At 53.9% G+C, this 24,860-nt stretch carries 20 protein-coding genes and 1 pseudogene; 13 read left to right on the plus strand and 8 right to left on the minus strand.

Annotated elements, in window-relative coordinates; all coding sequences use genetic code 11:
• Positions 1–39: 39 nt before the first annotated feature.
• The 7 genes from AC5TBW_RS10880 (at position 40) to pepQ (ending at position 8,224) form a co-directional block, all read left to right on the plus strand.
• Entirely contained in the window at positions 40–1,620 is a 1,581-nt protein-coding gene (locus AC5TBW_RS10880; protein ID WP_495508593.1) for an ABC transporter substrate-binding protein, read from the plus strand.
• Between the two features lie 204 nt (positions 1,621–1,824).
• Positions 1,825–2,874 carry an ABC transporter permease gene (locus tag AC5TBW_RS10885; RefSeq protein ID WP_495508594.1) on the plus strand — a complete coding sequence of 350 codons (1,050 nt, stop codon included), beginning with the start codon at positions 1,825–1,827 and terminating at the stop codon, positions 2,872–2,874.
• Positions 2,871–3,827, plus strand: coding sequence for an ABC transporter permease (locus tag AC5TBW_RS10890; protein WP_495508595.1), 957 nt, complete (start codon positions 2,871–2,873; stop codon positions 3,825–3,827). Before AC5TBW_RS10885 ends, AC5TBW_RS10890 begins: the two co-directional genes overlap by 4 nt.
• Before the next feature lie 7 nt (positions 3,828–3,834).
• On the plus strand, positions 3,835–4,851 hold the full coding sequence (locus AC5TBW_RS10895) for an ABC transporter ATP-binding protein (protein ID WP_495508596.1): 1,017 nt from the start codon (positions 3,835–3,837) through the stop codon (positions 4,849–4,851).
• Positions 4,848–5,921 carry an ABC transporter ATP-binding protein gene (locus AC5TBW_RS10900; RefSeq protein WP_495508597.1) on the plus strand — a complete coding sequence of 358 codons (1,074 nt, stop codon included), beginning with the start codon at positions 4,848–4,850 and terminating at the stop codon, positions 5,919–5,921. Before AC5TBW_RS10895 ends, AC5TBW_RS10900 begins: the two co-directional genes overlap by 4 nt.
• Positions 5,922–5,970: 49 nt before the next feature.
• On the plus strand, positions 5,971–6,882 hold the full coding sequence (locus AC5TBW_RS10905; RefSeq protein ID WP_495508598.1) for a LysR family transcriptional regulator: 912 nt from the start codon (positions 5,971–5,973) through the stop codon (positions 6,880–6,882).
• Between the two features lie 43 nt (positions 6,883–6,925).
• Positions 6,926–8,224, plus strand: coding sequence for a Xaa-Pro dipeptidase (gene pepQ, locus AC5TBW_RS10910; RefSeq protein ID WP_495508599.1), 1,299 nt, complete (start codon positions 6,926–6,928; stop codon positions 8,222–8,224).
• 86 nt (positions 8,225–8,310) lie between these two features.
• On the opposite strand, the gene AC5TBW_RS10915 is transcribed toward pepQ, so the two are convergent.
• From AC5TBW_RS10915 to AC5TBW_RS10925, 3 genes are all read right to left on the minus strand, one after another.
• Positions 8,311–8,907, minus strand: coding sequence for an OmpW/AlkL family protein (locus AC5TBW_RS10915; protein ID WP_495508600.1), 597 nt, complete (start codon positions 8,905–8,907; stop codon positions 8,311–8,313).
• 500 nt (positions 8,908–9,407) lie between these two features.
• Positions 9,408–10,478 (minus strand): 2,3-butanediol dehydrogenase, encoded by a 1,071-nt coding sequence (locus AC5TBW_RS10920; RefSeq protein WP_495508601.1) that lies wholly within the window; start codon positions 10,476–10,478, stop codon positions 9,408–9,410.
• A gap of 15 nt (positions 10,479–10,493) precedes the next feature.
• Complete coding sequence (locus AC5TBW_RS10925) at positions 10,494–12,308, minus strand: NAD(P)-binding domain-containing protein (RefSeq protein WP_495508602.1); 1,815 nt, start codon at positions 12,306–12,308, stop codon at positions 10,494–10,496.
• A gap of 288 nt (positions 12,309–12,596) precedes the next feature.
• Here AC5TBW_RS10925 and AC5TBW_RS10930 point away from each other — a divergent pair, with 288 nt between their 5' ends.
• The 3 genes from AC5TBW_RS10930 to AC5TBW_RS10940 all read left to right on the plus strand — a co-directional run bounded on the left by AC5TBW_RS10930 (position 12,597) and on the right by AC5TBW_RS10940 (position 16,721).
• Positions 12,597–14,582, plus strand: a complete 1,986-nt coding sequence (locus AC5TBW_RS10930; protein ID WP_495508603.1) for a sigma-54-dependent Fis family transcriptional regulator — start codon at positions 12,597–12,599, stop codon at positions 14,580–14,582.
• 99 nt (positions 14,583–14,681) lie between these two features.
• Positions 14,682–15,536 carry an AAA family ATPase gene (locus tag AC5TBW_RS10935; protein WP_495508604.1) on the plus strand — a complete coding sequence of 285 codons (855 nt, stop codon included), beginning with the start codon at positions 14,682–14,684 and terminating at the stop codon, positions 15,534–15,536.
• 3 nt (positions 15,537–15,539) lie between these two features.
• Positions 15,540–16,721, plus strand: a complete 1,182-nt coding sequence (locus AC5TBW_RS10940) for a vWA domain-containing protein (protein WP_495508605.1) — start codon at positions 15,540–15,542, stop codon at positions 16,719–16,721.
• A 52-nt stretch (positions 16,722–16,773) separates the two neighbouring features.
• Here AC5TBW_RS10940 and AC5TBW_RS10945 read toward each other — a convergent pair whose 3' ends face one another.
• On the minus strand, positions 16,774–17,337 hold the full coding sequence (locus AC5TBW_RS10945; RefSeq protein WP_495508606.1) for a hypothetical protein: 564 nt from the start codon (positions 17,335–17,337) through the stop codon (positions 16,774–16,776).
• Between the two features lie 170 nt (positions 17,338–17,507).
• Between AC5TBW_RS10945 and AC5TBW_RS10950 the strand changes: the two genes are divergently transcribed.
• Positions 17,508–17,897: a RidA family protein gene (locus tag AC5TBW_RS10950; RefSeq protein ID WP_495508607.1), complete on the plus strand. Its 390-nt coding sequence runs from the start codon at positions 17,508–17,510 to the stop codon at positions 17,895–17,897.
• 62 nt (positions 17,898–17,959) lie between these two features.
• Here the strand turns inward: AC5TBW_RS10950 and AC5TBW_RS10955 are convergent, their stop codons facing one another.
• From AC5TBW_RS10955 to AC5TBW_RS10965, 3 genes are all read right to left on the minus strand, one after another.
• The gene (locus tag AC5TBW_RS10955) at positions 17,960–19,903 is read right to left on the minus strand and encodes a tripartite tricarboxylate transporter permease (protein WP_495508608.1); all 1,944 of its coding nucleotides are present in this window, start codon (positions 19,901–19,903) and stop codon (positions 17,960–17,962) included.
• Between the two features lie 81 nt (positions 19,904–19,984).
• A complete protein-coding gene (locus AC5TBW_RS10960) occupies positions 19,985–21,091 on the minus strand; it encodes a tricarboxylate transporter (protein ID WP_495508609.1) in 1,107 nt (368 codons plus the stop codon).
• Between the two features lie 51 nt (positions 21,092–21,142).
• Complete coding sequence (locus AC5TBW_RS10965) at positions 21,143–22,267, minus strand: 4-oxalomesaconate tautomerase (protein ID WP_495508610.1); 1,125 nt, start codon at positions 22,265–22,267, stop codon at positions 21,143–21,145.
• A gap of 148 nt (positions 22,268–22,415) precedes the next feature.
• On the opposite strand from AC5TBW_RS10965, the pseudogene AC5TBW_RS10970 reads away from it, so the two are divergent.
• A pseudogene (locus AC5TBW_RS10970) lies at positions 22,416–22,598 on the plus strand (helix-turn-helix domain-containing protein); the annotation flags it as partial.
• 39 nt (positions 22,599–22,637) lie between these two features.
• A complete protein-coding gene (locus AC5TBW_RS10975) occupies positions 22,638–23,321 on the plus strand; it encodes a LysR substrate-binding domain-containing protein (RefSeq protein WP_495511953.1) in 684 nt (227 codons plus the stop codon).
• Between the two features lie 15 nt (positions 23,322–23,336).
• Here the strand turns inward: AC5TBW_RS10975 and AC5TBW_RS10980 are convergent, their stop codons facing one another.
• Positions 23,337–24,779, minus strand: a complete 1,443-nt coding sequence (locus tag AC5TBW_RS10980; RefSeq protein WP_495508611.1) for a cobyric acid synthase — start codon at positions 24,777–24,779, stop codon at positions 23,337–23,339.
• Positions 24,780–24,860: the final 81 nt, after the last annotated feature.

Below are 24,860 nucleotides of genomic sequence, written 5' to 3' on the forward strand. Positions count from 1 at the left end.
CGTAAAACGAACAATAAACAATGACCCAAGGGAATAAATATGACGTTCAAGAAAACCCTACTGGCTTCTGTTATTGGTGCAGTGGTTGCAGGTACAACATTGCTACCGATGACAGCAAGTGCTGAAACACTGCGCATCGGTTACTCTGCCGATCCTGAAACACTCGATTTACATGAACAGCTCTCTGGCGGCGTGCTGCGCTTCTCTCACCTGGCATTCGATCCTCTGGTACGCTGGACCAAAGGTTTTGATTTTGAGCCGCGTCTGGCCACAGAGTGGGAACAAGTAGACGAAACCACTATGCGCATGACATTGCGCGAAGGCGTTACCTTCCATTCTGGTAACGAATTCACCGCAAAAGATGTGGTATGGACTATTGAGCGTCTGAAAGAGAGCCCTGATTACCGCGCCATTTTTGAACCGGTTGCCAGCGCTAAAGCCGTTGATGATTACACCGTTGAGATCGTAACGACAGAGCCTTACCCGCTGCTTCTCAACCTCGCGACGTACATTTTCCCGATGGACAGCGAGTTCTACACCGGTGAAACCGAAGACGGTAGCGATAAAGCTGAAATCGTCAAAGCGGGCAACTCCTTCGCTTCGCGCAACGTTTCAGGCACAGGCCCGTTCGTTGTCACCGACCGGCGCCAAGGCGTCCGAGTGGATTTCGAGCGCTTCGAAGATTACTGGGATACTGAAAGCGAAGGCAACGTTTCCAACATCGTAATGACGCCTATCGCTGAGAATGCCTCGCGTGTTGCGGCACTGCTTTCTGGCGGCGTTGACTTTATCGATGCCGTACCACCTAACGATTTAGACCGGGTGCGTGATGCCGACGGCGTCAACCTGGTTGAAATTGACGGTACCCGCATCATTGGCTTCCAAATGAACGAAGAGCGCGTTGAAGCCTTCCAAGACGCTCGCGTTCGTCAAGCGGTTGATCTAGCGATTAATCAGGAAGGCATTGCTGACCGTCTAATGCGCGGCTTTGCTAATCCCGCGGGCCAATTCTCCCCTGAGGGCTACTCTGGCTATAACGCGGATCTAGTGCCGCGCTACGACATCGAACGTGCTAAAGAGCTCATGGCGGAAGCAGGCTATGAAGATGGCTTTAGTGTTGAAATGATTGCCCCGAACAACCGTTACGTGAACGATGCTCAGATTGCTCAAGCGGTAGCCAACATGCTTGCACAGATCAACATTGATGTTGACCTGCGGACCATGCCGCTTGCCCAGTACTGGCCGGAATACGATACCCGCGAATCCGATATGGCGATGATTGGCTGGCACGCCGATACGGAAGACAGCGCTAACTTCTTCCAATACCTCACTTTCTGTATTGATGAAGAAACCGGCGCTGGTCAGTACAACTACGGCAGCTACTGCAACGAAGAGATTGATGCGCTAGTTACCGAAGCAGACAGCGAAACCGATCTGGAAAAACGCAACGAAATGCTGCGTGAAGCCGAAGCGATGCTTTACGAAGACGTCGGCTTTATCATGCTGCATTGGCAGAACCTTGCCTACGCAGCAGCCGATGGCATCGAGGTTGAGCCTGTGGTCAACGCCATTGACTTCCCCTATTTGGGTGATTTAGTCATTAACCGTAGCGAAGACTAATATTCGCCTTTGCTAATCAGTAGCATAGCGTTTTATCAAAAAGAGTCACTGCAGCATTAACTGCTAGAGAGTAAACCGCAATGTTGCTTCGCTCCCCAATCGTTCAGGGAGCGAAGCCTTTTATTTGCGGTTAAAGTCTGCGAGAGCTCTGAATAACATGCCCCTACTTTCTTTGATGAACCCTTCACATAGGTGGCGTACGCCATGATTGCCTTTTTAATCAAGCGGCTGATGCACGCGATTTTGGTGATGTTTGTCATCAGCGTGCTGGCCTTCGCCATTCAGGATAACCTGGGTGACCCCGTACAGCAGATGGTCGGCCAGTCAGTGCCCGAAAGTGAACGTGAAGAAATTCGCGAACGCCTAGGACTCAATGACTCCTTCTTAGTGCAATACGTACGTTTTGCTAAAAATGCCGTGCAAGGTGATTTTGGCTACTCGTACTTTTACCGTGAACCGGCGTTAGAAGTCATTGCTCGGCACTTACCCGCCACTCTCGAGCTGGTATTTGCTTCGACGATGATTATTGTGCTTTTGTCCGTTCCTATCGGGGTATATAGCGCGATCAAACCCCGCTCACCGATTTCACGCCTATTTATGGGCATATCGATTATCGGTATTTCCATCCCTGTTTTTCTAACCGCGATCGTCCTGATTCAAATTTTTGCGATTGGCGTTACCGTTACGCTTTTCCCCGAAAGCACTGGCTGGGGCGCTTGGCTAAACGCTTTCTTTTCTACTGAAGGTAATATGCCCTCCTTTGGCCGTGGCTACGATCTGGTTAATGTAGTGGGTAACTGGGATACCAACTTAGCGACTTGGAACGGTTTACAACATTTAGTATTGCCGGCCGTCTCATTGGCCTCAATCATGCTACCGCTATTTATTCGCCTTATCCGTGCCGAAATGATGGAAGTTCTCCAGTCCGAGTACGTGAAGTACGCCCGCGCTAAAGGTATCTCTATGCGCCGCGTATATTTCGTTCACGCCCTCAAAAACACCATGCTGCCGGTGATTACCGTCGGCGGTGTGCAGATTGGCACCATGGTGGCCTACACCATTTTGACCGAAACCGTATTTCAATGGCCCGGTATGGGGCTGATGTTTTTAGACGCTATTAATCGTGCCGATATCCCGCTAATCGTGACCTACCTGATGATTGTCGGCGTTATTTTTGTGGTCACCAATACGATCGTGGATCTTATCTACGGCTTCGTGAACCCAACCGTCAAATTGACCGGGAAGCCCGCATGAGCACTACAAGTAATTCCCCACAAGCGAGCGCTTCACCCAACCGCTGGGAACGTCTGCGCGACTCTTATATGTGGTACAGCTTCAAGCGTGACCGTACCGCCCAACTCTGCTTGGCCGTGTTTATCTGCATGGTCATCGCCGCCTTTGCCTCACCGCTATTAGCGCCGACTGACCCCTACGATCTCGCCCAGATTGACATTATGGCTTCAGAGCTGCCGCCTTTCTGGATTGAAGGCGCAGATGAGCAGTACGCGCTGGGTACTGACGCCCAAGGGCGCGATTTATGGTCGATTGTGCTGTATGGCACGCGCGTTTCACTGCTGATCGGCTTTGGCGCGGTTATTCTGCAAGCACTGTTGGGGGTCACTTTTGGCCTAATGGCAGGCTATCTAGGCGGGCGCGTCGATACTATCTTGATGCGCTTGGCAGATATTCAGCTCTCTTTCTCGACGCTGATGGTTGCTATCGTGGTAGGCGCCTTGGTCAAAGCGACCATGGGCAGTGCCTTCTACAGCCAGTACGCGGTAATGATGTTGATCCTGATTATCGGCCTTGCCGAATGGCCGCAATACGCCCGTACCGTGCGCGCCTCGGTGCTGGCTGAGAAAAACAAAGAGTACGTGGACGCCGCCCGCGTCATGGGGCTGCGTAGTAAGCGCATAATGTTCCGCCACGTGCTGCCCAATACCATGTCGCCAATCTTTGTTATTTCCACCGTGCAGATTGCCAACGCGATTATCTCAGAAGCAGCGCTCTCGTTTTTGGGACTGGGGATGCCAGAGACGCACCCGTCGCTTGGCTCATTGATCAAATCAGGGTTTGACTACATTCAGTCCGGCTCCTGGTGGATTACCTTAATTCCTGGTGCGGTACTGGTCGTGCTGGTGCTGTCGATCAATTTACTCGGTGATTGGCTGCGTGATGTTATGAACCCACGACTCTACAAAGGCTGAGGACACCATGGCACTACTTGAAGTCAACAATCTGGATGTCCGCTTTGCTTTGCGCCAGGGTGAAGTACACGCCTTGCGGGACATTAGTTTCAGCCTTGAACGCGGTGAGCGTTTAGGTATCGTCGGCGAGTCAGGTGCAGGCAAGTCGGTCGCCGCCTTCTCGCTGCTCAATTTAATCGCCAAGCCAGGCTTTATCGCGGGCGGCACTGTCAATTTCGATGGGCAAGTGCTTAACCGCATGTCTGAACGCGGCCTGCGTAAAGTACGCGGCAACCGCGTTTCGATGATATTTCAAGACCCCATGATGACGCTGAATCCGGTGCTCTCCATTGGCGAGCAGATGGTTGAGTGCTTAAAAGCGCATCGCCGTATTTCTTCAAAGGAAGCCCGCGCGATTGCGTTAGATAAGCTGCGTCAAGTGCAGATTCCCTCGCCAGACACGCGCTTGGATCAGTATCCCCATGAGCTTTCAGGCGGCATGCGCCAGCGGATTATTATTGCCATTGCCCTGCTACTTGACCCGGACATCATCATCGCCGACGAGCCCACTACGGCGCTCGATGTGACTATCCAGGCGGAAATCATGGCGCTGCTCCTAGAACTATGCGAGCAGCATAATGTGGGCTTGATTCTGATCACCCACGACCTGGGCGTAGTCAGCCAGGTGACCCAGCGCATGCTGGTCATGTACGCGGGACGTGTCATTGAACAAGGTCCAACCCGGGAAATCATTAACGACCCGCAGCATCCCTATACTCAGGGGTTAATCAACGCCCTGCCACAAATGGCAACACCCGGCGAAAAGCTCAATCAGATTCGCGGCAGCATGCCGTCGCTCTCAAACCTGCCAAGCGGCTGCGCGTTTCATCCGCGCTGCGATTTTATCAATCGTGCCGATGGTCAGCCGCGCCCCGCCTGCACCCAGCAGGTGCCTGAATTTGTTGAGTCCGGTAACTGCCGTGTGGCCTGTCATATGGTGGCTGAAATGCTCGAAGATCGCCGTTTGAAGGAGGAAACCTCATGAGTCAGCACGCTGAGGCCATCACGGACACCCATAATCCTACTCCTCGTCAGAACGAAGAGAGCGCTGACTCACTGCTCCAGATTCGCGATCTGAAGAAGCGCTTTTCACTTTCGGGCGATTTTCTCGATCAGCTGCGCTTTAAAGGCGGCAAGCTGGTGCGTCACCAAGAGCACGTTCATGCCATTAATGGCGTGAATTTGGATATCAAACGCGGCGAAGCGCTGTGTGTGGTTGGTGAGTCTGGTTGCGGCAAATCCACCGTGGCGCGCACCGTTATGGGGCTGCTTACCCCCACAGAGGGAGAGATACGCTACGACGGCCAACGCATTGATAACTTAAGCTCGCGTCAGCTGCTGCCGTATCGCAAGCGGATGCAGATGATTTTCCAGAACCCCTATGCGTCGCTCAATCCGCGGATGACCATTCAGCAAACACTGGAAGAGCCACTACGACTACACCACCCTGACTGGAAACGGCCACAGATTCTCGACAAGGTGGAAGAGGTAATGCGCTCGGTCGGCATCGACCCGGACTGGGGCAAACGCTTTGGCCACGAATTTTCCGGTGGCCAGCGTCAACGTATTGCCATCGCCCGCGCTCTGGCCGTTGACCCTGAGTTCATCGTTGCCGATGAGCCTATTTCCGCGCTGGATGTCTCGATTCAAGCACAGGTACTCAACCTGCTGATGGAAGCCCAGCAAGAGCGGAACCTGACCTATCTGTTCATTACCCACGATCTAGCCGTCGTGGAGCACTTTGGCACCCGCGTGGCCGTGATGTATTTAGGGACGGTATGTGAGATTGCCACCACAGCGACACTGTTTGAAAAGCCGCGCCACCCCTATACTCAGGCGCTGCTCTCGGCAATTCCACGTTTGAAGGATGACCGGCCCCAGCATATTCGTCTCACTGGCGAGGTGCCGACCCCGGTTAATCTCCCTAGCGGCTGCGTATTTCATGGCCGCTGCCCCTACGCCAATGCGCGCTGCAAGCAAGAGATTCCCGTTCTGCAAACGCAGGATGACGGAACCCGTGTGGCATGCCACGCTGTGGAGGAGAGGCGCCTATGAATAGTGCACCATACATCACACAGCGAGCCAAGGCGCTAAGAGGTAGAGCATGGAAATTCGCTGGCTAGAAGATTTTATCGCCCTGGCCAGGACGCGGCACTTCTCACGCGCAGCAGATGATCAAAACGTAACTCAGCCCACTTTTTCCCGGCGGATCAAACTACTTGAGGAGGAGATGGGCGTAACGCTGATTAATCGTCAAACATTACCCCTCTCGCTCACTCCCGCCGGGGAGGAGTTCCTGACCCTGTGTGAACAGGTGACCGAGCGAGTGCGGCTGACCCGTGACCGTGTGCGAGAGATAAATGCCGGCCAGCAGCGACGTATTATGGTGGCGGCGCCACAAAGCCTATTACCGCATTTTTTGCCTGAGTGGCTTGCATCCACTGGTTGGCAAGACCGCGTGCAGCCCTATTTAAGGGCGACTGGCTGGGTGGCCAATGACTATTTTCAAGCCTTGGCGCGTGCTGAGTGCGATCTGGCCATTTGCTACTGGCCGATAGGACGCTGTGATCTAGATATTGATACCAGCGCTTGTAACTACCGGGTGATTGGCCATGAAAGGCTAATTCCGGTGACAGGACTAAATCCCCAGGGGGCACCTTGCGCCCTTCTGCCTGGGGCGCGTCACCAACCAGCGCCATGGCTTGCCTATCCAAAACGCGGACTGCTTGGTTCAGCCGTTAAAGCCCATTTGGCTAGGCTGCCACAGAGTAGTTATTTAACTGCGCAGAGTGAAAATCTCTATGCAGCGGGCATAAAAGAGCTTGTGCTACTTGGCTATGGTATGAGCTGGTTACCGGAGCGCAATGTTGCCGCTGAACTAGCTCAAGGGACATTGGTGAGAGCGGGTGATAGCCGCTGGGATGTCCCTATGGAGCTACGACTCTACCGACATCAAAGCCATCACCACGCAGAACTCGACGGGTTCTGGAGTGAACTCGTTACGCCTCACACTTGAAGCAATATTTAACAAGGCTTACTTGAGAAAGGACACGGCTTGCATGTCAAACTCTCTTTTTAACTTGCAACAAGATCATATAGCCCACCTACAGCTTGCTTATGCTGATATCTTGGCCGAGCACAGCTTTACCAGTCTGGCTATTTACAGTGGACATGCCAGTGTCCATTTTGCCGATGATCATACGCCTACTTTTCAGTCGTACGGCCACTTTATGCATTGGGTGGGATTAGCTGATGTGCAGTATAGCTGGCTGATTATTCAGCCTGAAAAGCGCCCGCAGCTATACTTGTACGCCCCCGCTGATTTTTGGCATTTACCTACGCATCTACCTGAAGAACCCTGGGTAGCCGCGTTCGACGTTCACTTCTGCAGTGACAAGATCACTCCACCAGTGAGCGGGAATGCCGCTATCATTGGCGATATCGCTCAGCTCTCTACTAGCGCAATACAAACATTGAAAGCCGCTTGCCAGCCAACGCAACTTGTCGGTGCGCTTGATGAACTGAGAATGTTTAAGACGCCTTATGAAATCGCCTGTATTCGCGAAGCTAACCGCTTAGCCATAGCGGGCCATGAAGCTGCCCAGGCAGCATTTATTGGCGCATCCAGTGAACTGGATATTCAGTTGGCTTACTTGGCGGCGAGCCGCCAGCGGGAGTCAAACGTACCTTATCAAAATATTATTGGATTAAATGAACATGCTGGCGTGCTGCATTATCAGCACTACGATCTAAATGCACCCAAGCGGCGTTATAGCCTGTTAGTCGATGCTGGGCGTCGTTTTCGCGGCTACTGCGCCGATATTACGCGCGCTTACGCTGGCCCAGATGCTCCCGCTGTGTTTGGCCGGCTGGTCACGGCGATGCACGGTCTGAAAGATGAGTTAGTCAGCAGCATTGCTCCAGGGGTTAGTTTTATTGCACTGCACGAACAAATGCACCACCAACTTGCTGAAATATTGATCGCTCACGATCTTTTCACAGGTACCGCTGAGCAAGCAGTTGAGGGAGGCGTTACCCGAGCTTTCTGTCCTCATGGATTAGGCCATTCATTAGGGTTACAAGTGCACGATGTTGCCGGATTGCGTAATCCGGACGGCACTCCAGCGCCGGCTCCAGAAAAGCACCCAGCACTCAGATTAACGCGCACACTCCGTCCAGGAATGGTCGTGACTATTGAGCCAGGGCTATATTTTATTAATATGCTGCTCGCCCCCCTGCGCAACAGCTCGCTGCCAATGAACTGGAATTTGATTGACCAGCTCTCATCTTGCGGAGGAATTCGCATTGAAGACAACGTCGCAGTGACGGAAAGTGGTTTTGTTAACCTAACGCCTTAAGTGCTTTACGATACTATCAATGGCCTTAAACGAACAACGCCCGGCGCAAGGCCGAGCGTTGACGTTCACTATATAACAGGCAAGTCTTAGAAGCGGTAAGTAATACCGCCGCCGATGGTAACCGGCTCAATATCAACTTCACCACCAACGTTGATGTCGGCGTTCACATCAGCGTAGCTTGCATAACCATTAAGCATAACGTTATCGGTCACCGCCAGATCAACACCTACTTGGCCGATGGCGCCGTAGCTTTCATCAATGCTTACGCCGGTGGGTTCACCAGAGAAACGCGTGTAATTCAAGCCAGCACCAACGTAAGGCTGAACACGAGAATCTAAGCCGCCCATTGGGTAGTAATTCACCAGTAGGTTGACAGGTAAGCGGTCAACGCTACCCACATCGCCTAAAGCAGACGTGTTGAGGTCGTGCTCGAACTTCTCAGAACTGTTGAGCTCAACACCAACCTTATCAGTGAATAGGTAACCAGCACCAAAGGTGAAGCCGCGAGCGCTCTGCACGTTCAGTGAATCACCATTCAGATTACCATTACCTGAACCCGTATCCGTTTGGGCAACGCCGCCACGGACAAACACGTCACCAGCGTTATAAGCGAGAGCCGCTTGGCTAGCCAGTGCGAAACCAGCAGTGATTACAGCGGCAGAAATCAGTTTCATATTACTCATCAGGGTCATCCTCTATGCAGCGCGCAATTCCTTGCGCTTGGGGATTGCGGTACTTGCTATCCAGCTTTCCTATACAGTATAGAGTATACGAACACTGTTTCCAAATATCTTGTAAAATATTGTTATAAGAAACTGAACTCTGATAGTTTTCCATAACATAAAATCCAGGCACAAAAAAAGTCCCCCGAAGGGGACCCAGGTGGAGCACGCCAGCTCACTCGGTTTATCGCTACAAGGTAAGCAGCGATGTAGATGAAGAAGGGAGAGAAACTAGAGGTTAATCGCGCTTCACTATTCACTCATCCTTTGCCATATACATTGCGATCTGCGTGCCAATATTTTAAAAAAACTTAAATATCAATATCTTAAAAAGAAGCAGCTCGATTAAAAGCAACTCTCGACGCGCTGCAGCAAACAAAATGCACCAGCATTGCGCACTTTGAGGTCTTTTTGCATCACAAAGTATCACATGAGCTTATTTACGCTTTGTAATCCTTAGATTAGTGGCTAGGGGTCACGATGATTTTCACTTGGGCTTTGTCGTTTAGCAGCGCCTCAAAGCCCTCCTCCACGATATCCGCCAGCGGAATACGTTGGGTGACCATGTCCTCGGCACGGAAGTAGCCACGCTGCATTAGTGCCATTACCGCTGGATAAACATGGCGATAGGCAATAATGCCTTTCATGGTGCGCTCTTTGATGACCAGGTCGTTAGGCTGAAAGCTGGCCTCTCCTTCCCAAATACTTACCACCACCACTTCGCCCCCTTCATGGGTGCTGTGCAGCGCTTGGTTGAGCACGGCAGGAATGCCCGTCACCTCAAACGCCACGTCAACGCCGCCACCGCTTAAGGCTTGTAATTTCGCCACGGCATCCTCTTGCTGCGGATCAACCACAGTGGCACCTAGCGCCTCAGCTTTGGCCTTGCGAGAGGGCGCCACTTCCACTGCATAAATCTGCGCTGCCCCTGCGGCCTTGAGCGCCTCGATGGTCATCAAACCGATTGGTCCAGCACCAAATACGACCGCGCTATCCCCGGCTTTTAGGCAGCTTTGGCGTACCGCATGCAACGCCACGGCAGCAGGCTCGACCAGTGCGCCCTGCTCGTAACTGAGATCATCCGGCAGTTGGTGCACCATATGCTCACCCATCACGGTGAACTCGGAAAAGCCGCCACCACCGCCCGAGAGGCCATGAAAGCCCAGCAAGGGCGTAAGGTTGTAGCGCTCCATCTGATAAGCGCCATCCTTATTGGGTGAAAGAATGGGTTCAATGGCCACTCGGTCGCCAACCTTCACCCGCGTTACTTTCTCGCCGATCTCTACCACTTCCCCAGCGAACTCATGGCCCATAATGATCGGCGCCTGTTCGCCGCTAATGGGGTGTGGCTGGCCCACCGGGATAAAAATCGGCCCGGCGGCATACTCGTGCAAGTCACTGCCGCAAATACCACAGGCAGCCACTTTCACCTTCACCTCATGGGGGTCGCTGATAGTGGGAACCGGCACTTGCTCGACACGTAAATCTTTTGCTGCGTACCAAACTGCTGCCTGCATGCTTGACTGGCTCATGGGTTACCCTTCCTGTTAAGACGTATGATGAACGGGCTGCAGACCGTAGACAGGCGTTTCCAGCCCCTCCATGCGAGCCTTTAACTGCAGCGCCAAATAGTGTGAGTAGTGCCGTGACTGGTGCAGGTTGCCGCCATGGAACCACAGCGCCTCTTGCTGGGTGGGCTTCCACATATTGCGCAGCTCGCCCTCCCAGGGGCCGGGGTCTTTGGTGGTGTCGGAGCCCAGGCCCCAGCATTTGCCGACTTTATCTGCCACTTCCTGAGAGATAAGCCGTGCTGCCCAGCCATTCATGGAGCCATAGCCGGTAGCGTAAACGATCAAATCTGCCTCAAGTTCACTGCCATCGGTCAGCGTGATGGAGTGCGAGTTAATGCGCTCAATGCCCACACCGCTGCGCAGCTTGATATCGCCGTTGGCCACTAAATCGCAGGCCCCCACATCAATGTAATAACCTGAGCCTCGGCGCAGGTACTTCAAGAACAGCCCAGAGTCATCGTCACCGAAATCGAGCAGGAAGCCTGCATCTTCCAGCTTCTGATAAAATTCAGCGTCGCGTTGTTTGATTGCCTCAAACGCTGGTCGCTGAAAGTCCGGAAGCACCTTGTAGGGGATCGAGGCAAAGATCAGATCAGCCTTGTCGTGGGTTACGCCATTGGCCACCGCCTCTTCGGAGTAGAGCGGCCCCAGCACTTCCTCCATCAAAGAGTCTGACCTAACAATATGGGTGGATGAACGCTGCAGCATGGTCACATCGGCGTCGTGCTCCCAGAGGGCCGCGGCAATATCGTGAGCAGAGTTATTCGAGCCCAAAATCACGCACTTCCTGCCCGCATAAGCATCAGGCCCTGGGTGCTGACTGGAGTGCTGCTGCTCGCCTGCAAAACTCTCTGCGCCAGGAAATGTCGGTACATTGGGCATCCCGGACATTCCGGTGGCCATCACCAACTGCTTCGGGCGTAGCGTGATCTCTTCGCCGTTGCGCTTAACATTAACCACCCACTCGCCTGCGGCTTCATCGAAGCGCGCATTCTGACACTCGGTGGAACTCCAATAATTGAGCTCCATCACGTTTGTGTACATCTCCAGCCAGTCGCCCACCTTGTCTTTAGGTGCGAACACCGGCCAGTTTTCTGGGAAAGGAATATAGGGTAGGTGGTCGTACCATACCGGGTCGTGCAGGCAGAGGGATTTATAGCGCTTGCGCCAGGAGTCTCCAGCCCGCTCGTTGCGCTCTATAATGATAGTCGGCACGCCCATCTGCTTCAGCCGCGCCCCCAGGCCAATCCCACCTTGGCCTCCGCCGATGATCACACAGTAAGGTTGTTGGGTGTAGCCAAGCTCGGCCTCTTCACGCTCCCGTGACTCTAACCAGGTTTCACGCTGTTTATTGGCGCCGTGCTCAGCTCCTTTTGGCCGGTTGTGCTTACGCGGCTCGGGGTAATCATGAAGCGACTGCATAGTGGTTAGTAGCGTCCAGCATTTGCCGTCTTTCAGACGCAAGTAACCTTTGCCGCTGGCGACGGCTGTATCAAAGGTAAACCACGCCTCGCTAGTATCGCCGTTCTGGGTAGCCTCGCCCTCTAGCTGCCAGTTCGAAGGACGCACGTTCTCCAGGGTGGCATTGAGCATGGCCTGAATAGCCTCTTTTCCCTCGCAGGTTTTTAAATTCCAGGTAAAGGTTACAAAGTCGCGCCAGTAGCATTCCTCGTCAAATAGCGACAAAACACGCTGAATATCTTGGGCTTGTAGCGCTTTATCAAAATCACTTAGCCATTCTTGGACAATAGCCGTGGCGGTTTGCTGAGTTTGTGCCGGTATCTCGGACATAGCGAGTACTCCATGGTTTGTTATTGTTGAATTGTTGGTGAGACCTCTACCCCTAAGCAGCCGCCATGCCAACCAATCCAGAAAAACCACAAGCATTTGAAAAATATAAATAAATATCAAAAAAAGATAATCTATTAGACGTTATTCAAGGCGTACACCTGTCACATATAGTTGTAAACGGCGTTACAGGTGTAACCCACGACTAACAGCGTAATAGCACTGCGTTGACACCCACGCCAAAGCGCATAGGCTGGAAGGACAATAACAATCCCCACGGTGAACCACGCCATGCCTACTCAATCGCCTCTGCCTGCACGGCTGCCATCCGTTCAGCGCCAGCATATCGAGCATATTTTCCAGCTCGGCGAAGGCCTGGAAGTTCCGCAGCTACCGGCCCAGCAAACCATTCGGCGTTCCTGGCTGCGCTGCCTAAACGAGTACCAGCTCGATCCCACCCAGCCACGCCCAGCCCGGGTGGTGCCCCAGCAAATCCTGATCGAGCACCGCGAATCCGTGGATGAACTGCTCCACGTGGCAAGAGCCGGGGTTGACCAGCTCTATCAACAAATCGCCCAGCTCGGCTACGTGCTGCTGCTCACCGACCACCGCGGGATAACCGTTGAGTTTCGTGGCGACCCCAACCAAGACCAGCAACTGCGCAAAGCAGGCCTCTATCTCGGTGCCGACTGGGACGAACGCTTTGCGGGCACCTGTGCTGTAGGCACGTGCCTGCATGATCGCCAAGCGATTATTTGCCACCGCCAGGAACACTTCGACGCCTCGCATATTTCGCTTACCTGCACAGCGGCCCCTATCGCCGACCCGCAAGGCAACGTCATGGCTGTGCTAGATATCTCGGCGCTGCAATCGCCTGCGCAGCATGAGAGCCAAAACTTCAGCCTTTCTCTGGTAACGCTCTACGCGCGCATGATTGAAGACGCCTATTTTCTACAGCGCTACCGCGACTGCCTGATGGTGCGCCTGGATACTTCGCGGGAGTTCGTGCATGTGAACGGGCGTGGACTCATCGCCATTGAAGAGAATGGACAGGTCATTGCCGCCAACGCAGTAGGCCGAGAACTGATCGCCAGCCATCAACGCCGTTGGCCTCCCTGGTCAGTCCATCACTGCCCAATACTGGGAGAGCTATTCGAGTGTGAGATCGCCGATGTGCTCAGTATTAATAGCGCCACCGACGATCAACTGCGCGCTTTTCGCGCCAGAGTCGACAACACCATTTACTTTATTAGCTTGCTGGAGCCCCGTCGCCCTAGACCTGTTCAGCAAGCGCAATCGCTTCCCATCAGCCTGCCGGAACCACTGGCACGCCTAGGCGCTGATGATCCTGCCATGCGTAAAGTACAGAAGCTGGCTGAGCGGTTGCGCAACGAAACCAGCGTTAATGTGCTAATCAGCGGTGAAACCGGCACCGGCAAAGAGGTCGTCGCACGCGCGTTACACGATAGCGGCAACCGTGCCAAAGGGCCTTTTATCGCAGTGAACTGTGCTGCTATTCCCGAAGCGCTGATCGAAAGCGAGCTGTTTGGTTACGAGCCCGGCGCCTTTACCGGCGGGCGCGCCAAGGGCATGCGTGGGCTAATTCCCCAGGCCCACGGTGGCACGCTGTTTTTAGATGAAATCGGCGATATGCCGCTGGCCCTACAAACCCGGCTACTGCGTGTACTGGCCGAGCGTGAAGTGATGCCACTGGGGGCCAATAAGCCTGAGAGGGTTGATATTCGGGTGATTACCGCCACTCATCGCAATATTGACGCGATGATCCAACAGGGTGAGTTCCGTGAAGATCTCTATTACCGCCTTAACGGCGCCCAATTGCGCCTGCCCGCGCTACGCGAACGCGCCGATAAACTCTACGTTATTCGTCGCGTCTTTGATGACATCATCCAAGCAAGAGCCTCCAGCCAATCACCGCGCCTGCGGGCCGATGCCATTAGCGCCCTACTCGCGTACGCCTGGCCCGGCAATATCCGCCAGCTAAAAAACGCGCTGGCCTTTGCCATGGCCACGTCAGAAAGCGACGAGATCACCGTTCATGACTTGCCCGAGCAGTGCCTAAGCCAGCGCATTACCTGCAATACGGCGGCAAAACTTGAAGGCAACACGAACGAAGCCCTTTCAAGTTCGCTAAGCCACCTGCTAAAAAGGCATCACTGGAATATAAGCGCTGTTGCTCGCGAGCTAGGGGTTTCGAGGCCCACGGTATACCGGCAAATGCAGCGCCAGGGCATAGTGCCGCCAAATTGGCAGGGCTAAGCGCCAATCCGTTAATCCGCTAGTTGGCCTTGGGGTTTACCCTCACGTACACTTGTTTGAATCATTTTCACCACGCTTTCGACAAGCCGAGGCTCTCCCATGGCGTTTGAATCCACTTCTTCCTATATCGCAACCGATGCGCTGAAACAGGCGGTCAACGCCGCCGTAGTACTTGAGCGGCCGCTGTTAATCAAAGGCGAACCGGGCACCGGCAAAACCCTACTGGCCGAAGAACTGGCCGAATCTCTCGATACCCAGTTGATTACCTGGCATATCAAATCCAGCACCAAGGCGGCCCAGGGTTTATACGAGTACGATGCCGTCAGCCGTCTTAGGGATTCACAGCTGGGTGTGGAAGGTGTGGAGAACGTGGCCAACTACATCAAGCCCGGCAAACTGTGGGAAGCCTTTACTGCCAACGAGCGCGTAGTGCTGCTGATCGACGAAATCGATAAAGCCGATATCGAATTCCCCAACGACCTGCTTCAAGAGCTGGATCGTATGGAGTTTCACGTTTACGAAACCGGCGAAACCATCCGCGCCGAGCAGCGCCCGATTATCGTTATTACCTCGAATAATGAAAAAGAGCTGCCGGACGCGTTCCTACGCCGCTGCTTTTTCCACTACATTGAGTTCCCCGACCGCGAGACCATGCAGGCGATTGTCGATGTGCACTTTCCGGATATCGCACCCAAGCTTGTCAGCGAAGCCCTGGAGGTATTCTTTGAGCTACGTAAAGCGCCCGGACTTAAGAAAAAGCCCTCCACGTCAGAACTCGTCGATTGGCTCAAGCTACTGATGGCTGACAATATTGCTCAAGAAGCACTCTACAACCGTGATCCCGCCAAAGCGCTGCCGCCCATGGCCGGGGCACTGGTCAAAAACGAGCAGGATACCCAACTGCTTGAACGCCTGGCGTTTATGATTCGTCGCCAGAAAGGCACAGGCCGCTAAGCCATGTTTATTGGCCTATTTGAAACGCTCAAGCGCGCGGGCGTCCCGGTGTCGCTACGCGAGCTGCTGGATCTTCACGCCGTGGTGGAGCGCGGTGTCGTGTTCGCCGACATGGAAGCCTTCTATCAGGTGGCCCGCACGGTGATGGTCAAGGATGAACGCCACTTTGACCGCTTTGATCGCGCCTTCGCCGCCTGGTTTAAAGGCCTCGAGGACATGGACGCCGCCATTGAGGCGCTGATTCCCGATGAGTGGCTGCGCCGGGAATTTGAGAAACAGCTAACGGATGAAGAGAAAGCCAAGATCGAATCCCTGGGCGGCCTCGAAGAACTCATTGAGACGTTCAAAAAACGCCTGGAGGAGCAAAAAGAGCGCCACGCGGGCGGCAACAAATGGATCGGTACCGGCGGCACCAGTCCCTTCGGCGCTTACGGCTACAATCCCGAAGGCATTCGCATTGGTCAGGATGGCTCTCGCCACCGCCGCGCCACCAAAGTATGGGACGAGCGACGCTTCCGCGATTACGATGATTCTCTGGAATTAGGCACGCGCAATATCAAAATGGCGCTTCGCCGCCTGCGCAAGTTTGCCCGCCAAGGGGCATTAGATGAGTTCGACGTGGATAGCACCATCCGCGAAACTGCCAAGGACGCCGGATTACTCAACGTACAGATGCGCCCAGAGCGCCATAACGCTGTTAAAGTACTGCTATTTTTGGATGTGGGTGGCTCGATGGATGATCATATTCGCGTCTGCGAAGAGCTTTTCTCTGCCGCCCGCTCAGAGTTTAAGCATCTGGAGCACTACTACTTCCATAACTGCCTTTACGAAGGGGTTTGGCGAAATAATATGCGTCGTGGGAATGAACGAATTCCGACCATGGATGTTTTGCATACCTACGGTGCGGATTACCAGGTAGTGATTGTCGGCGATGCGGCCATGTCTCCCTATGAAGTCACCCACCCAGGCGGCAGTGTTGAGCACTTTAACGACGAAGCGGGCGGCGTTTGGCTTAAGCGCTTATGCGAAACGTTTCCGCGTCTGGCTTGGCTTAACCCTTTACCACCCCGTGCCTGGGAGTACACCTACTCCACTAATCTCATACGAGAAATTATCGAAGACCGTATGTACCCCATGACGCTTGAAGGGTTGGAAACGGCCATGCGCGAACTAGCGAAGAAGTAGTCGGCTTATCTGGGCAAGCGTAATAGTTAATCAGAGGTTTCCTAATGGGCCATTAAAGCGTTTGTGGAAAATCGTTTAAACCCTTCAAAAAGGCCTGCTTTGCAGCCTCAAACGCCTTAGGGTCATGTTTAAAGCGGCGCAAAATGAGCGCTTCATCCAAAGCCAGGGTGGTTGCCAGTTCACTAACGCTTTTGGCGGGGTGGCGTGCGCCTAAACCTATACGTTTGCCATCCGCACCGCCAAACCAGCGTTTAATGCCACTTTTTTGATAGAACGCTTCCTGTTCAGCGTTATCCACTTCGACACGTAGCGGCGCTTTCAGAGTAAGCTCGCGAATCAAACGCTGCTGGGCATCTACTTGGTCAAGTGCACAGGCGTGGGTCACGGTCATGCCCTCGCCCTCTTCGTCCAGCACTAGCAGCGCCAGCGCTTGGGGGTTACCCTGGCCGTCAACGGCAGCAAACAGTCGTGCGGCTTCTTGAGGGAATAACACACTGCAGGTGCCGGTGAACACGACCAGCGGCGTAAGACCCGCCTCTTGTCCGTATACCTCAGCGCATAATCGCGCCAGACAGGCGTTGCGATGGGCCTCTGCGTTAACGTGTACGACCTTCATTTGAATCATCCTCACCGGCTAAAAAGCCGCAAGCCTAGAGTAATTATCGCCGTTTTGACAGCGCGATGTGCCTCAAGCGACCTCCATTCATTTTTACTGATACTGAACACCACTGTTAACAACCTGTCGAAGAGAACCGTAAGCGTGAACATCACTTAGAAGGAGCTAGCATGCCCACCTTTATGAATGACCCTACCATGCCCACCCCCAATTTCCCCGGCAGCCACATGGTAGTTGATGATCACTATGTCTTTATTTCCGGATTGACCGTGGCCGATCTCTCTAACGGCCATGCCGCCCGTGGCGATGTAAAAGAAGAGACGCGTCTTGTAATGCGCGCACTGTCAAGAATGCTAGAAATGGAAGGTGGCAGTCTTGCAGATATCGTTCGGGTGGATATACATCTCACTGACCTACACGCTATTCAAGACATGGACAGTGTTTACGCGGAGCACTTTGAACCTGGACACTACCCTGCTCGCACCTGTACCGAATCGACTCATATATGTGGCGGGAGCAGCGTTGAAATTACCGTAATGGCGAAGCGCGCAAGTCGTTAATTTCTTTAAACACAAAAAGCCAATTTAATGGCTTTTTGTGTTTACGTCCCTAACGCATTTTTTTACAAACCGGCAAGCATCCCTGTCGGATAGGTAAGCGTTAGCAGGTTCGCCATTCCCATCAGGAAAAGCGTTACCCCAGCCGCCAACCCCACGGCAGCCACGGGCTTCATACGCGCCACCACGAGTAAGAACCCAAGGCAAAATACCGCAGCGGCAAACAGGAAGCCGAACACCATGACACTTCCAATCAACGCGAAGAAACCGGCTACCCAAAGCAACTGCTGGCTTAATGTTTGAGTTTGCCACTTCATCGGTTTGACGACCGTTCTAATAATTTCCAGTACGCAGGCTGCCACGATAATAGCAATCGCCAGCCTGGGCATGATGCCCCCTAGCATGGAAAGATCAGCAAACGCCCACCACATATACGCGGCACCTGCTAACAGGCTGCCGAGCAGTGCCACATCAATAACGCCCAGCGACAGCGGAGCCACCTCTTCCTGAAGCGGATGAGAAGTGGACTCCTCGCTTTGACGACGCTTTTGCAGGTAGCTGCGTAGAGGCGGAAGTACCAGTGATGCCGCAATCAGAGCACCAATAATCAGCACACCAGGCCGCATAAAGGCCTCTGTCCCCTGAAACTGGGCGGCTTGATAGAAGTATGCTTCGGCACCGGGCGCGAGCACAAAGCCAATCAAGAAGGCGGGACGAGACCAGTTGGCCTGCTTAAACAGCACGCCAATCGCACCAATAATGCCGAGCGCAAAAAGATCCCCCAGCGAACGCGTTGCTTGATAAGCCGCAAAGAGAATCAAAATGGTAATCAGCGGCGCCAAAATCACGAACGGCACCCGCGTTAAGCTGGCCACCGGGCGCGCTAAGCCTAAACAGAGCGCAGCGCCTAAAATATTCGCCAGTGCTAATGACCAAATAATGGTGTAAGTCAGGTCAAGGTTGGTTTCCAGCATGCTGACCCCAGGCTGAAGGCCCAGCAATAGCAAACCACCTAAGAACACCGCCGCAGTACCAGACCCAGGAATACCAAACAGTAGCGTGGGCACCATCGCTCCGCAGGCACAGGCGTTGTTCGCCGACTCTGGGGCAATCACACCGCGAATATCGCCTTTACCGAACTGGGATTTATCCTTGGCACTCTGCACCGCATGGCCGTAGGTGAGCCAATCTACCACCGAGCCCGCCAAGCCAGGAATCGTGCCCATCAAGCTGCCAATGCCCGCGCAGCGAGCCACCAAACCAGGCCGCTTAACCACGTCCTTGACACCCTCTTTCCAGCCCTTGCCCAATTGGCAGGGCTGCTCGGCGATCGCGCCACGCTTCACTAATAGGTCAATGATTTCAGGCAGCGCGAAAATACCTAACCCCACTACCACTAACGGCAATCCATCGTAGAGGTAGTCAATTTCAAATGGCAGCCGGAACTCCCCAGTGGCGGGCGCCATACCGATGGTGCCGACCAGTAAGCCAACACCGCAGGCAGCAATACCTTTAAAGACATCTTTACCAGACAGGACCGCCACCATGGACAGCCCCAGCAGCGTCAACATAAACAGCTCTGACGAAGAGAACGACAACACCACAGGCCGGGCAATGAGGATAAAGGCAGTGAGTACCAGCGCACCAATAAGACCGCCTATCATTGACGAGAGAAACGCACTGGAGAGCGCTCGTGCAGCCTGCCCTTTTTTTGCCAATGCAAAGCCATCCACCACGGTGGCCTGGGAAGCACTAGAGCCTGGGATGCCAAGCAGTACAGAGGCAAACGTATCGCCAGTGGGGATCACTGCGACTAAACCCATCAGCATGCCCAGAGCAACGGAAGGCTCCATGCCATAAAGAAACGGTAATAGAAGCGACATACCGGCAATGCCGCCAAGCCCAGGGATAATGCCCACAATCAACCCAATGAGGACACCAATCACCATGTACAGCATATGGGGAACAGTAAACAACTGCCCCAAACTGGAGAATAAGACATCTAACATTGTCGTGGCTCTTATGTTGTTTAGTGTAAGGGAGCCCAAAGGCACTGCTTTATCAGTGCCTCTTTAGTGTTAACTGGCGTGTTAAATACGGGCACCGTGCTGTTCGAGCAGCCATTCGACCAACCACTGTCGCGTGGCATCATCAAGCGTCATGGCATCGTGCAGATGCTGCTCGACGACTTCCCCCACGACGGGCGTGTAGGGGCCAAGCTGGGCCATGGCCGCCTGTTTGAACTCTTCAGTGCCCACAAAACGACGCGCCGCATCGCGATACTCCTGAATCAATGCTTCTGGGGCGTCGCTAGGCAGTAGGATCAATTTTTGCAGCGTGAACCCAGAGGCAAAGAATTTGCGATACGCCTCGGCGGCGGCACCACTGGGCGCTTCGCCATGCAGGGTTTCGTAAACTTCATTGAAGGTCGGCAAGTCAGGGAAGGCAGGATCACGAACGATCTCGCCGCTGTCGTTAAGCACGCCCAGGGAAAACAGCGGCACCGCTCGGCCACTCTCTACCAAAGGTTCTACACTGCTGAAATAGGCAGAGGTGGTTTGGAAGTCGATATCCGCCTCGCCGCGCTCAAAGGCTAACCGCCCTTCACCTCGGCTACGCATGCCAGACACGGCCTGAACATCGGCACCTAGCAAATCAAGCGCAATCAACACCGGTAGTTCCAGCCCTGTATGGCTCTGCACGGCAAATTTAACACGCTGGTGAGTGACCGCGTTCAGCACTTCCTCAGCGGTATCGCCCAAGCTCGGCTGGGCATACACCACGCCACCGGTGGGCGTCGCTAAAATCGGGGTCCAATCATCGTAGCTATAGCGGACCCGGCGGTCGTCCAGCATGGCGGGATATTGGGTGGAGGCAGAGGTGCCAATCCACTGACTGCCATCCGAGTCAGCCCGCATAGCGAACAGGTTGCTGCCGTTGATAGAACCACCGCCAGGCACGTTATCGATCACCAGCGTAGGGTTACCTTGAATATGGTCGCTCATCCAGGTGGTGAAGAAGCGTGCCCATACATCAGTTCCCCCGCCGACACCAAACGGAATGGTCCAATGAATGGTATCAGGCACGATCACATCGTCAGCCTGGGCATTCAAACTAATAGCGCCTAGTGTGGAACAAGCAACGACCAACAGCGCTTTCTTGAAGGTCTTAAGAGAAGTGTTCTTCAGGGTGGTCATGGCGATACTCCTTTTATTGATTATTGTCTTTGGTAATAAAGGTAAGGTTATTCAATCAACGGTTTCGATGGCGTGGTTACCCGCTTCCTTTGAAGGTGCCGCGTAAAAAATTTGTCCGCTCATAATTTTGCGAGCGGTTCGTATAAGCGATACGCGCGCCAGGTCAAACGCATTCTGCTGGCGATACTCGGCCGTTAGCTCAATAGAACCAGAAGGATGCTCTAACACAATCTGTGATAGCAGCTGCCCATGGGAAAGCTTCTGAGTGCTGATGGCCATTTGATTGGCAACGGAGCCGGGCACGTTAATCGCGGCTGCCACCGCCATCGCGCCTGTCACGGCAATCGCTTTGTGGCAGCGATGGGGCACAAAATAGCGAACATTCAGCGTGTGCGATGTCGTTTCAGTTGCCGAGATCAGCACAACCTTGGGCAGCACACTCTGACTAACATCGCCCATTCCCATTCGGAGCCCCGCCTCGCGGCGTAGGGTTTCTAAGCGTGTTAACAAGGCTGCGTTATTATCCAGCGCAGCAGGTGATTCATGGCCGGTTAACCCGACCGACTCAGCGCGCAGCAGCATAATTGGGGTGGCCGCATCGATACAGCTCACCTCGATACCTGCGATCTCATCGCATGCGTTTCCCGTGGGTAACAGCTGGCCCGTTTTGCTCCCCATGATGTCTAAAAAACTGAGTTGAATGCCCGCAGCACTTCCCGGAACGCCGCTAATGGTAACGCTGCCTTCGTACTGCACCTGCTTCCCCGGTGTGGGCACATGACACTCAATCAGCCTCTGGGTGTTTAAGTTATGCACCTTCACCACGGTAGTACCGTCTTGGGGTTCTACCAGCCCCGTCTCGATAGCATACGGCCCGACGGCAGACAGCATATTGCCGCAGTTCGGGTTAAAGTCGACACGCTTGTTCACCACATCCACTTGAGCAAACAGGTAGTCAACATCGGCTTCCGGGTGTGACGAGCGCTCCACAATGGCCACTTTGCTGGTGAGCGGGTCGCCGCCCCCAATACCATCGATCTGTAGCGCATGCCCGGACCCCATCAAGCTGAGCAGAATATCGGCCTGCTGGGCCTGGTCACTGGGCAGATCTTTCATTCGAATAAAGGGGCCTCGAGAGGTGCCGCCCCGCATAATGACACAAGGTATGCTGTTCATATCGCTCCGCCATAGTTCACGATGACTATATGAAAGGAGCATGTCAGCCAATGTTTAATGTCTCAAATGCAAATATAGGGTGTCATAAATCCATTTTTTGCATTAATGTGTTTTGGTTATTAATCCACCTTTTAAGTGCAACAATCCTATGGTGCATAGACTCGAATTTCTTGACCTCCAGGCCTTCATTTTGGTCGCTGAATTGGGCACCTTTCATGAGGCGGCGCAGCGCTTGCATCTGTCGCAGCCTGCCCTCACTCGGCGTATCCAAAAATTAGAGGAACTCCTTGAAGTTGAACTACTTGAGAGAACCACTAGGCGCACTCGGCTGACGCCCATTGGGGCGGATTTTCTACCGCGAGCTAGGCGCATGTTAGAGGAATACGAGTCCTCTATTTTGGGGATTCGGGAATTAGTCACGCATAAAAAAGGCACCGTAACGATTGCCTGCTTGCCCACGGCGGCCTTCTACTTTTTGCCTAGTGTCATTCGCGTGTTTAGCGAGGCTTGGCCAGGGATTCGTATCCGAATTCTGGATGTCAGCGCTAACGAGGGGCTGGAAAAAGTCATTAATGGCGAGGCGGACTTCGGCATCAACATGATCAGCGCACAAAGCTCGGAGGTGCGCTTTACCCCGCTGCTGCGAGATCCTTTTGTACTAGCTCTGCGCTCGGACCACCCGCTTGCCAGCAAACAGCAGATTGAATGGAGCGATTTAGAAGATGTGCGGCTCATCACTGTAAGCCGCGATAGCGGTAACCGCACACTGCTGGATAATGCGCTTTCAGCGGAGGGCATCCACCTCAATAGCTTTTACGAGGTACAGCACCTATCTACCTCTTTGGGGCTGGTCGAATCAGGGCTTGGCGTGGCTATTTTGCCGCGTATGACCATGCCTGGCCCCGATCACGACACGCTCTGTTCTCGTGACTTGCCAGAGCCGCGTATCCAGCGTTCGATTGGCTTGGTTCGTAGCAACTCACACAGCCTATCCAGCACAGCGCAGTTATTCATCGATCTTCTGCTGGAACACTGGGGTAAAGAGACGATTTAACACATGGTTTTGAAACTATAACAGTGCGATAACGGCTTCAATATCAACATGGGCTTCCAACATATCGGCTAAGCGATCGAGTTCGCGCTCGCGGTGGGCTTGGTAATCATTCTGCTCTCCGCCAGCGAGCCCCAACTGCTTGAGTAGCGCGTAGCAAGCTTCTGGGTGGTCAAACAGGCCATGTAGATAGGTGCCGAAGATTTGTCCGTCATCACTGACCGAGCCTTCTGGTCGACCATCGATATCAAATAGCGGCCTGCTCAGGGCGAGGCCTTCGCTGACGCCGTTATGGATTTCGTACCCTTCTACCTTTGCCGCCTCTCCTACCAACACGCCGCTCACGTTGCGAAGCTGCTTGCCCGCCACCATTCGCGTAGTGAGCGAGAGCAATCCCAATCCTGCCACTTTCCCTGGCTGCCCCTCCAGACCATCAGGGTCATCCACCCACTCACCCAGCATCTGAAAGCCACCGCAAATCCCCAGCACTTTCCCGCCGTAGCGCAGGTGGCGCTGGATTGCCTTGTCCCAACCTTGGCGCTGCAGCCATTCAAGGTCACTGGCCGTACTTTTACTGCCGGGGAGAATAATGACATCGGCGGCGGGAATAGGCTGGTCGGGCCCAATAAAGGTTAAAGCAACCTGAGGGTGCAAACGCAGCGGATCAAAGTCGGTGTGATTACTGATGCGCGGCAGTGCGGGCACAATGATATTAAGCACGTGACTTTGCTTCTCTGCCTGGATAGTGCCAATGCTATCTTCCGAATCGAGCACCAAGCCTTGTAAATAAGGCAGCGTGCCCAGCACCGGTTTACCTGTGCGCTTCTCCAGCCACTCAAGTCCAGGGTTGAGTAGCGCAATATCACCGCGAAAGCGGTTAATAATAAAGCCGTGGGTGCGCGCCTGCTCACTCTCACTTAGTAGCGCCAGCGTACCTACCAACTGGGCAAATACGCCGCCGCGGTCAATATCACCGACTAACAATACCGGGCAGTTTGCCGCTTCGGCAAAGCCCATATTGGCGATATCGCCTTCGCGAAGATTGATTTCTGCAGGACTGCCCGCGCCCTCGGCAATAATCACATCGAAGCGGCTTTCCAGGGCCTGCCAAGCCGCCATCACGCTCGCTTTCGCAGTGCGTTTATAGGCATGGTAATCCAGGGCATCCATATGGCCATGCACCTTACCGCGCAAAATCACCTGGGCACCACGATCCGTTTCCGGCTTTAGCAGCACCGGATTCATATCGCTGTGGGGGGCTAAATAGCAGGCTTGCGCCTGTAACGCCGTGGAACGGCCAATTTCTCCGCCATCCACGGTCACGGCGCTATTCAATGCCATATTCTGAGGTTTAAACGGTGCCACTGAGATGCCACGCCTTGCCAGCACGCGGCATAGCGCAGCCACCACGGTACTTTTACCCGCATCCGAGGTGGTGCCTTGAATCATCAATGTGGCCATAAAAAAGTCTCGCCCTGGGAACAAGAGCGAGACTGTAGCGGGAGGTATTGAGCGGCGCAATGTGCAACAGTGCACGTATCG

It is taken from the genome of Vreelandella sp. ssv (assembly GCF_059448525.1).

Bases quoted from the DNA above. Each gene is read 5' to 3' on its own strand.
- AC5TBW_RS10940 (WP_495508605.1), top strand. From the start codon at position 15,540: ATGTTTATTGGCCTATTTGAAACGCTCAAGCGCGCGGGCGTCCCGGTG.
- AC5TBW_RS10980 (WP_495508611.1), bottom strand. From the start codon at position 24,779: ATGGCCACATTGATGATTCAAGGCACCACCTCGGATGCGGGTAAAAGT.
- AC5TBW_RS10895 (WP_495508596.1), top strand. From the start codon at position 3,835: ATGGCACTACTTGAAGTCAACAATCTGGATGTCCGCTTTGCTTTGCGC.
- AC5TBW_RS10960 (WP_495508609.1), bottom strand. From the start codon at position 21,091: ATGACCACCCTGAAGAACACTTCTCTTAAGACCTTCAAGAAAGCGCTG.
- AC5TBW_RS10885 (WP_495508594.1), top strand. From the start codon at position 1,825: ATGATTGCCTTTTTAATCAAGCGGCTGATGCACGCGATTTTGGTGATG.
- AC5TBW_RS10975 (WP_495511953.1), top strand. From the start codon at position 22,638: ATGTTAGAGGAATACGAGTCCTCTATTTTGGGGATTCGGGAATTAGTC.
- AC5TBW_RS10945 (WP_495508606.1), bottom strand. From the start codon at position 17,337: ATGAAGGTCGTACACGTTAACGCAGAGGCCCATCGCAACGCCTGTCTG.
- pepQ (WP_495508599.1), top strand. From the start codon at position 6,926: ATGTCAAACTCTCTTTTTAACTTGCAACAAGATCATATAGCCCACCTA.
- AC5TBW_RS10935 (WP_495508604.1), top strand. From the start codon at position 14,682: ATGGCGTTTGAATCCACTTCTTCCTATATCGCAACCGATGCGCTGAAA.
- AC5TBW_RS10880 (WP_495508593.1), top strand. From the start codon at position 40: ATGACGTTCAAGAAAACCCTACTGGCTTCTGTTATTGGTGCAGTGGTT.
- AC5TBW_RS10925 (WP_495508602.1), bottom strand. From the start codon at position 12,308: ATGTCCGAGATACCGGCACAAACTCAGCAAACCGCCACGGCTATTGTC.
- AC5TBW_RS10890 (WP_495508595.1), top strand. From the start codon at position 2,871: ATGAGCACTACAAGTAATTCCCCACAAGCGAGCGCTTCACCCAACCGC.
- AC5TBW_RS10930 (WP_495508603.1), top strand. From the start codon at position 12,597: ATGCCTACTCAATCGCCTCTGCCTGCACGGCTGCCATCCGTTCAGCGC.
- AC5TBW_RS10955 (WP_495508608.1), bottom strand. From the start codon at position 19,903: ATGTTAGATGTCTTATTCTCCAGTTTGGGGCAGTTGTTTACTGTTCCC.
- AC5TBW_RS10905 (WP_495508598.1), top strand. From the start codon at position 5,971: ATGGAAATTCGCTGGCTAGAAGATTTTATCGCCCTGGCCAGGACGCGG.
- AC5TBW_RS10950 (WP_495508607.1), top strand. From the start codon at position 17,508: ATGCCCACCTTTATGAATGACCCTACCATGCCCACCCCCAATTTCCCC.
- AC5TBW_RS10965 (WP_495508610.1), bottom strand. From the start codon at position 22,267: ATGAACAGCATACCTTGTGTCATTATGCGGGGCGGCACCTCTCGAGGC.
- AC5TBW_RS10900 (WP_495508597.1), top strand. From the start codon at position 4,848: ATGAGTCAGCACGCTGAGGCCATCACGGACACCCATAATCCTACTCCT.
- AC5TBW_RS10920 (WP_495508601.1), bottom strand. From the start codon at position 10,478: ATGAGCCAGTCAAGCATGCAGGCAGCAGTTTGGTACGCAGCAAAAGAT.
- AC5TBW_RS10915 (WP_495508600.1), bottom strand. From the start codon at position 8,907: ATGAGTAATATGAAACTGATTTCTGCCGCTGTAATCACTGCTGGTTTC.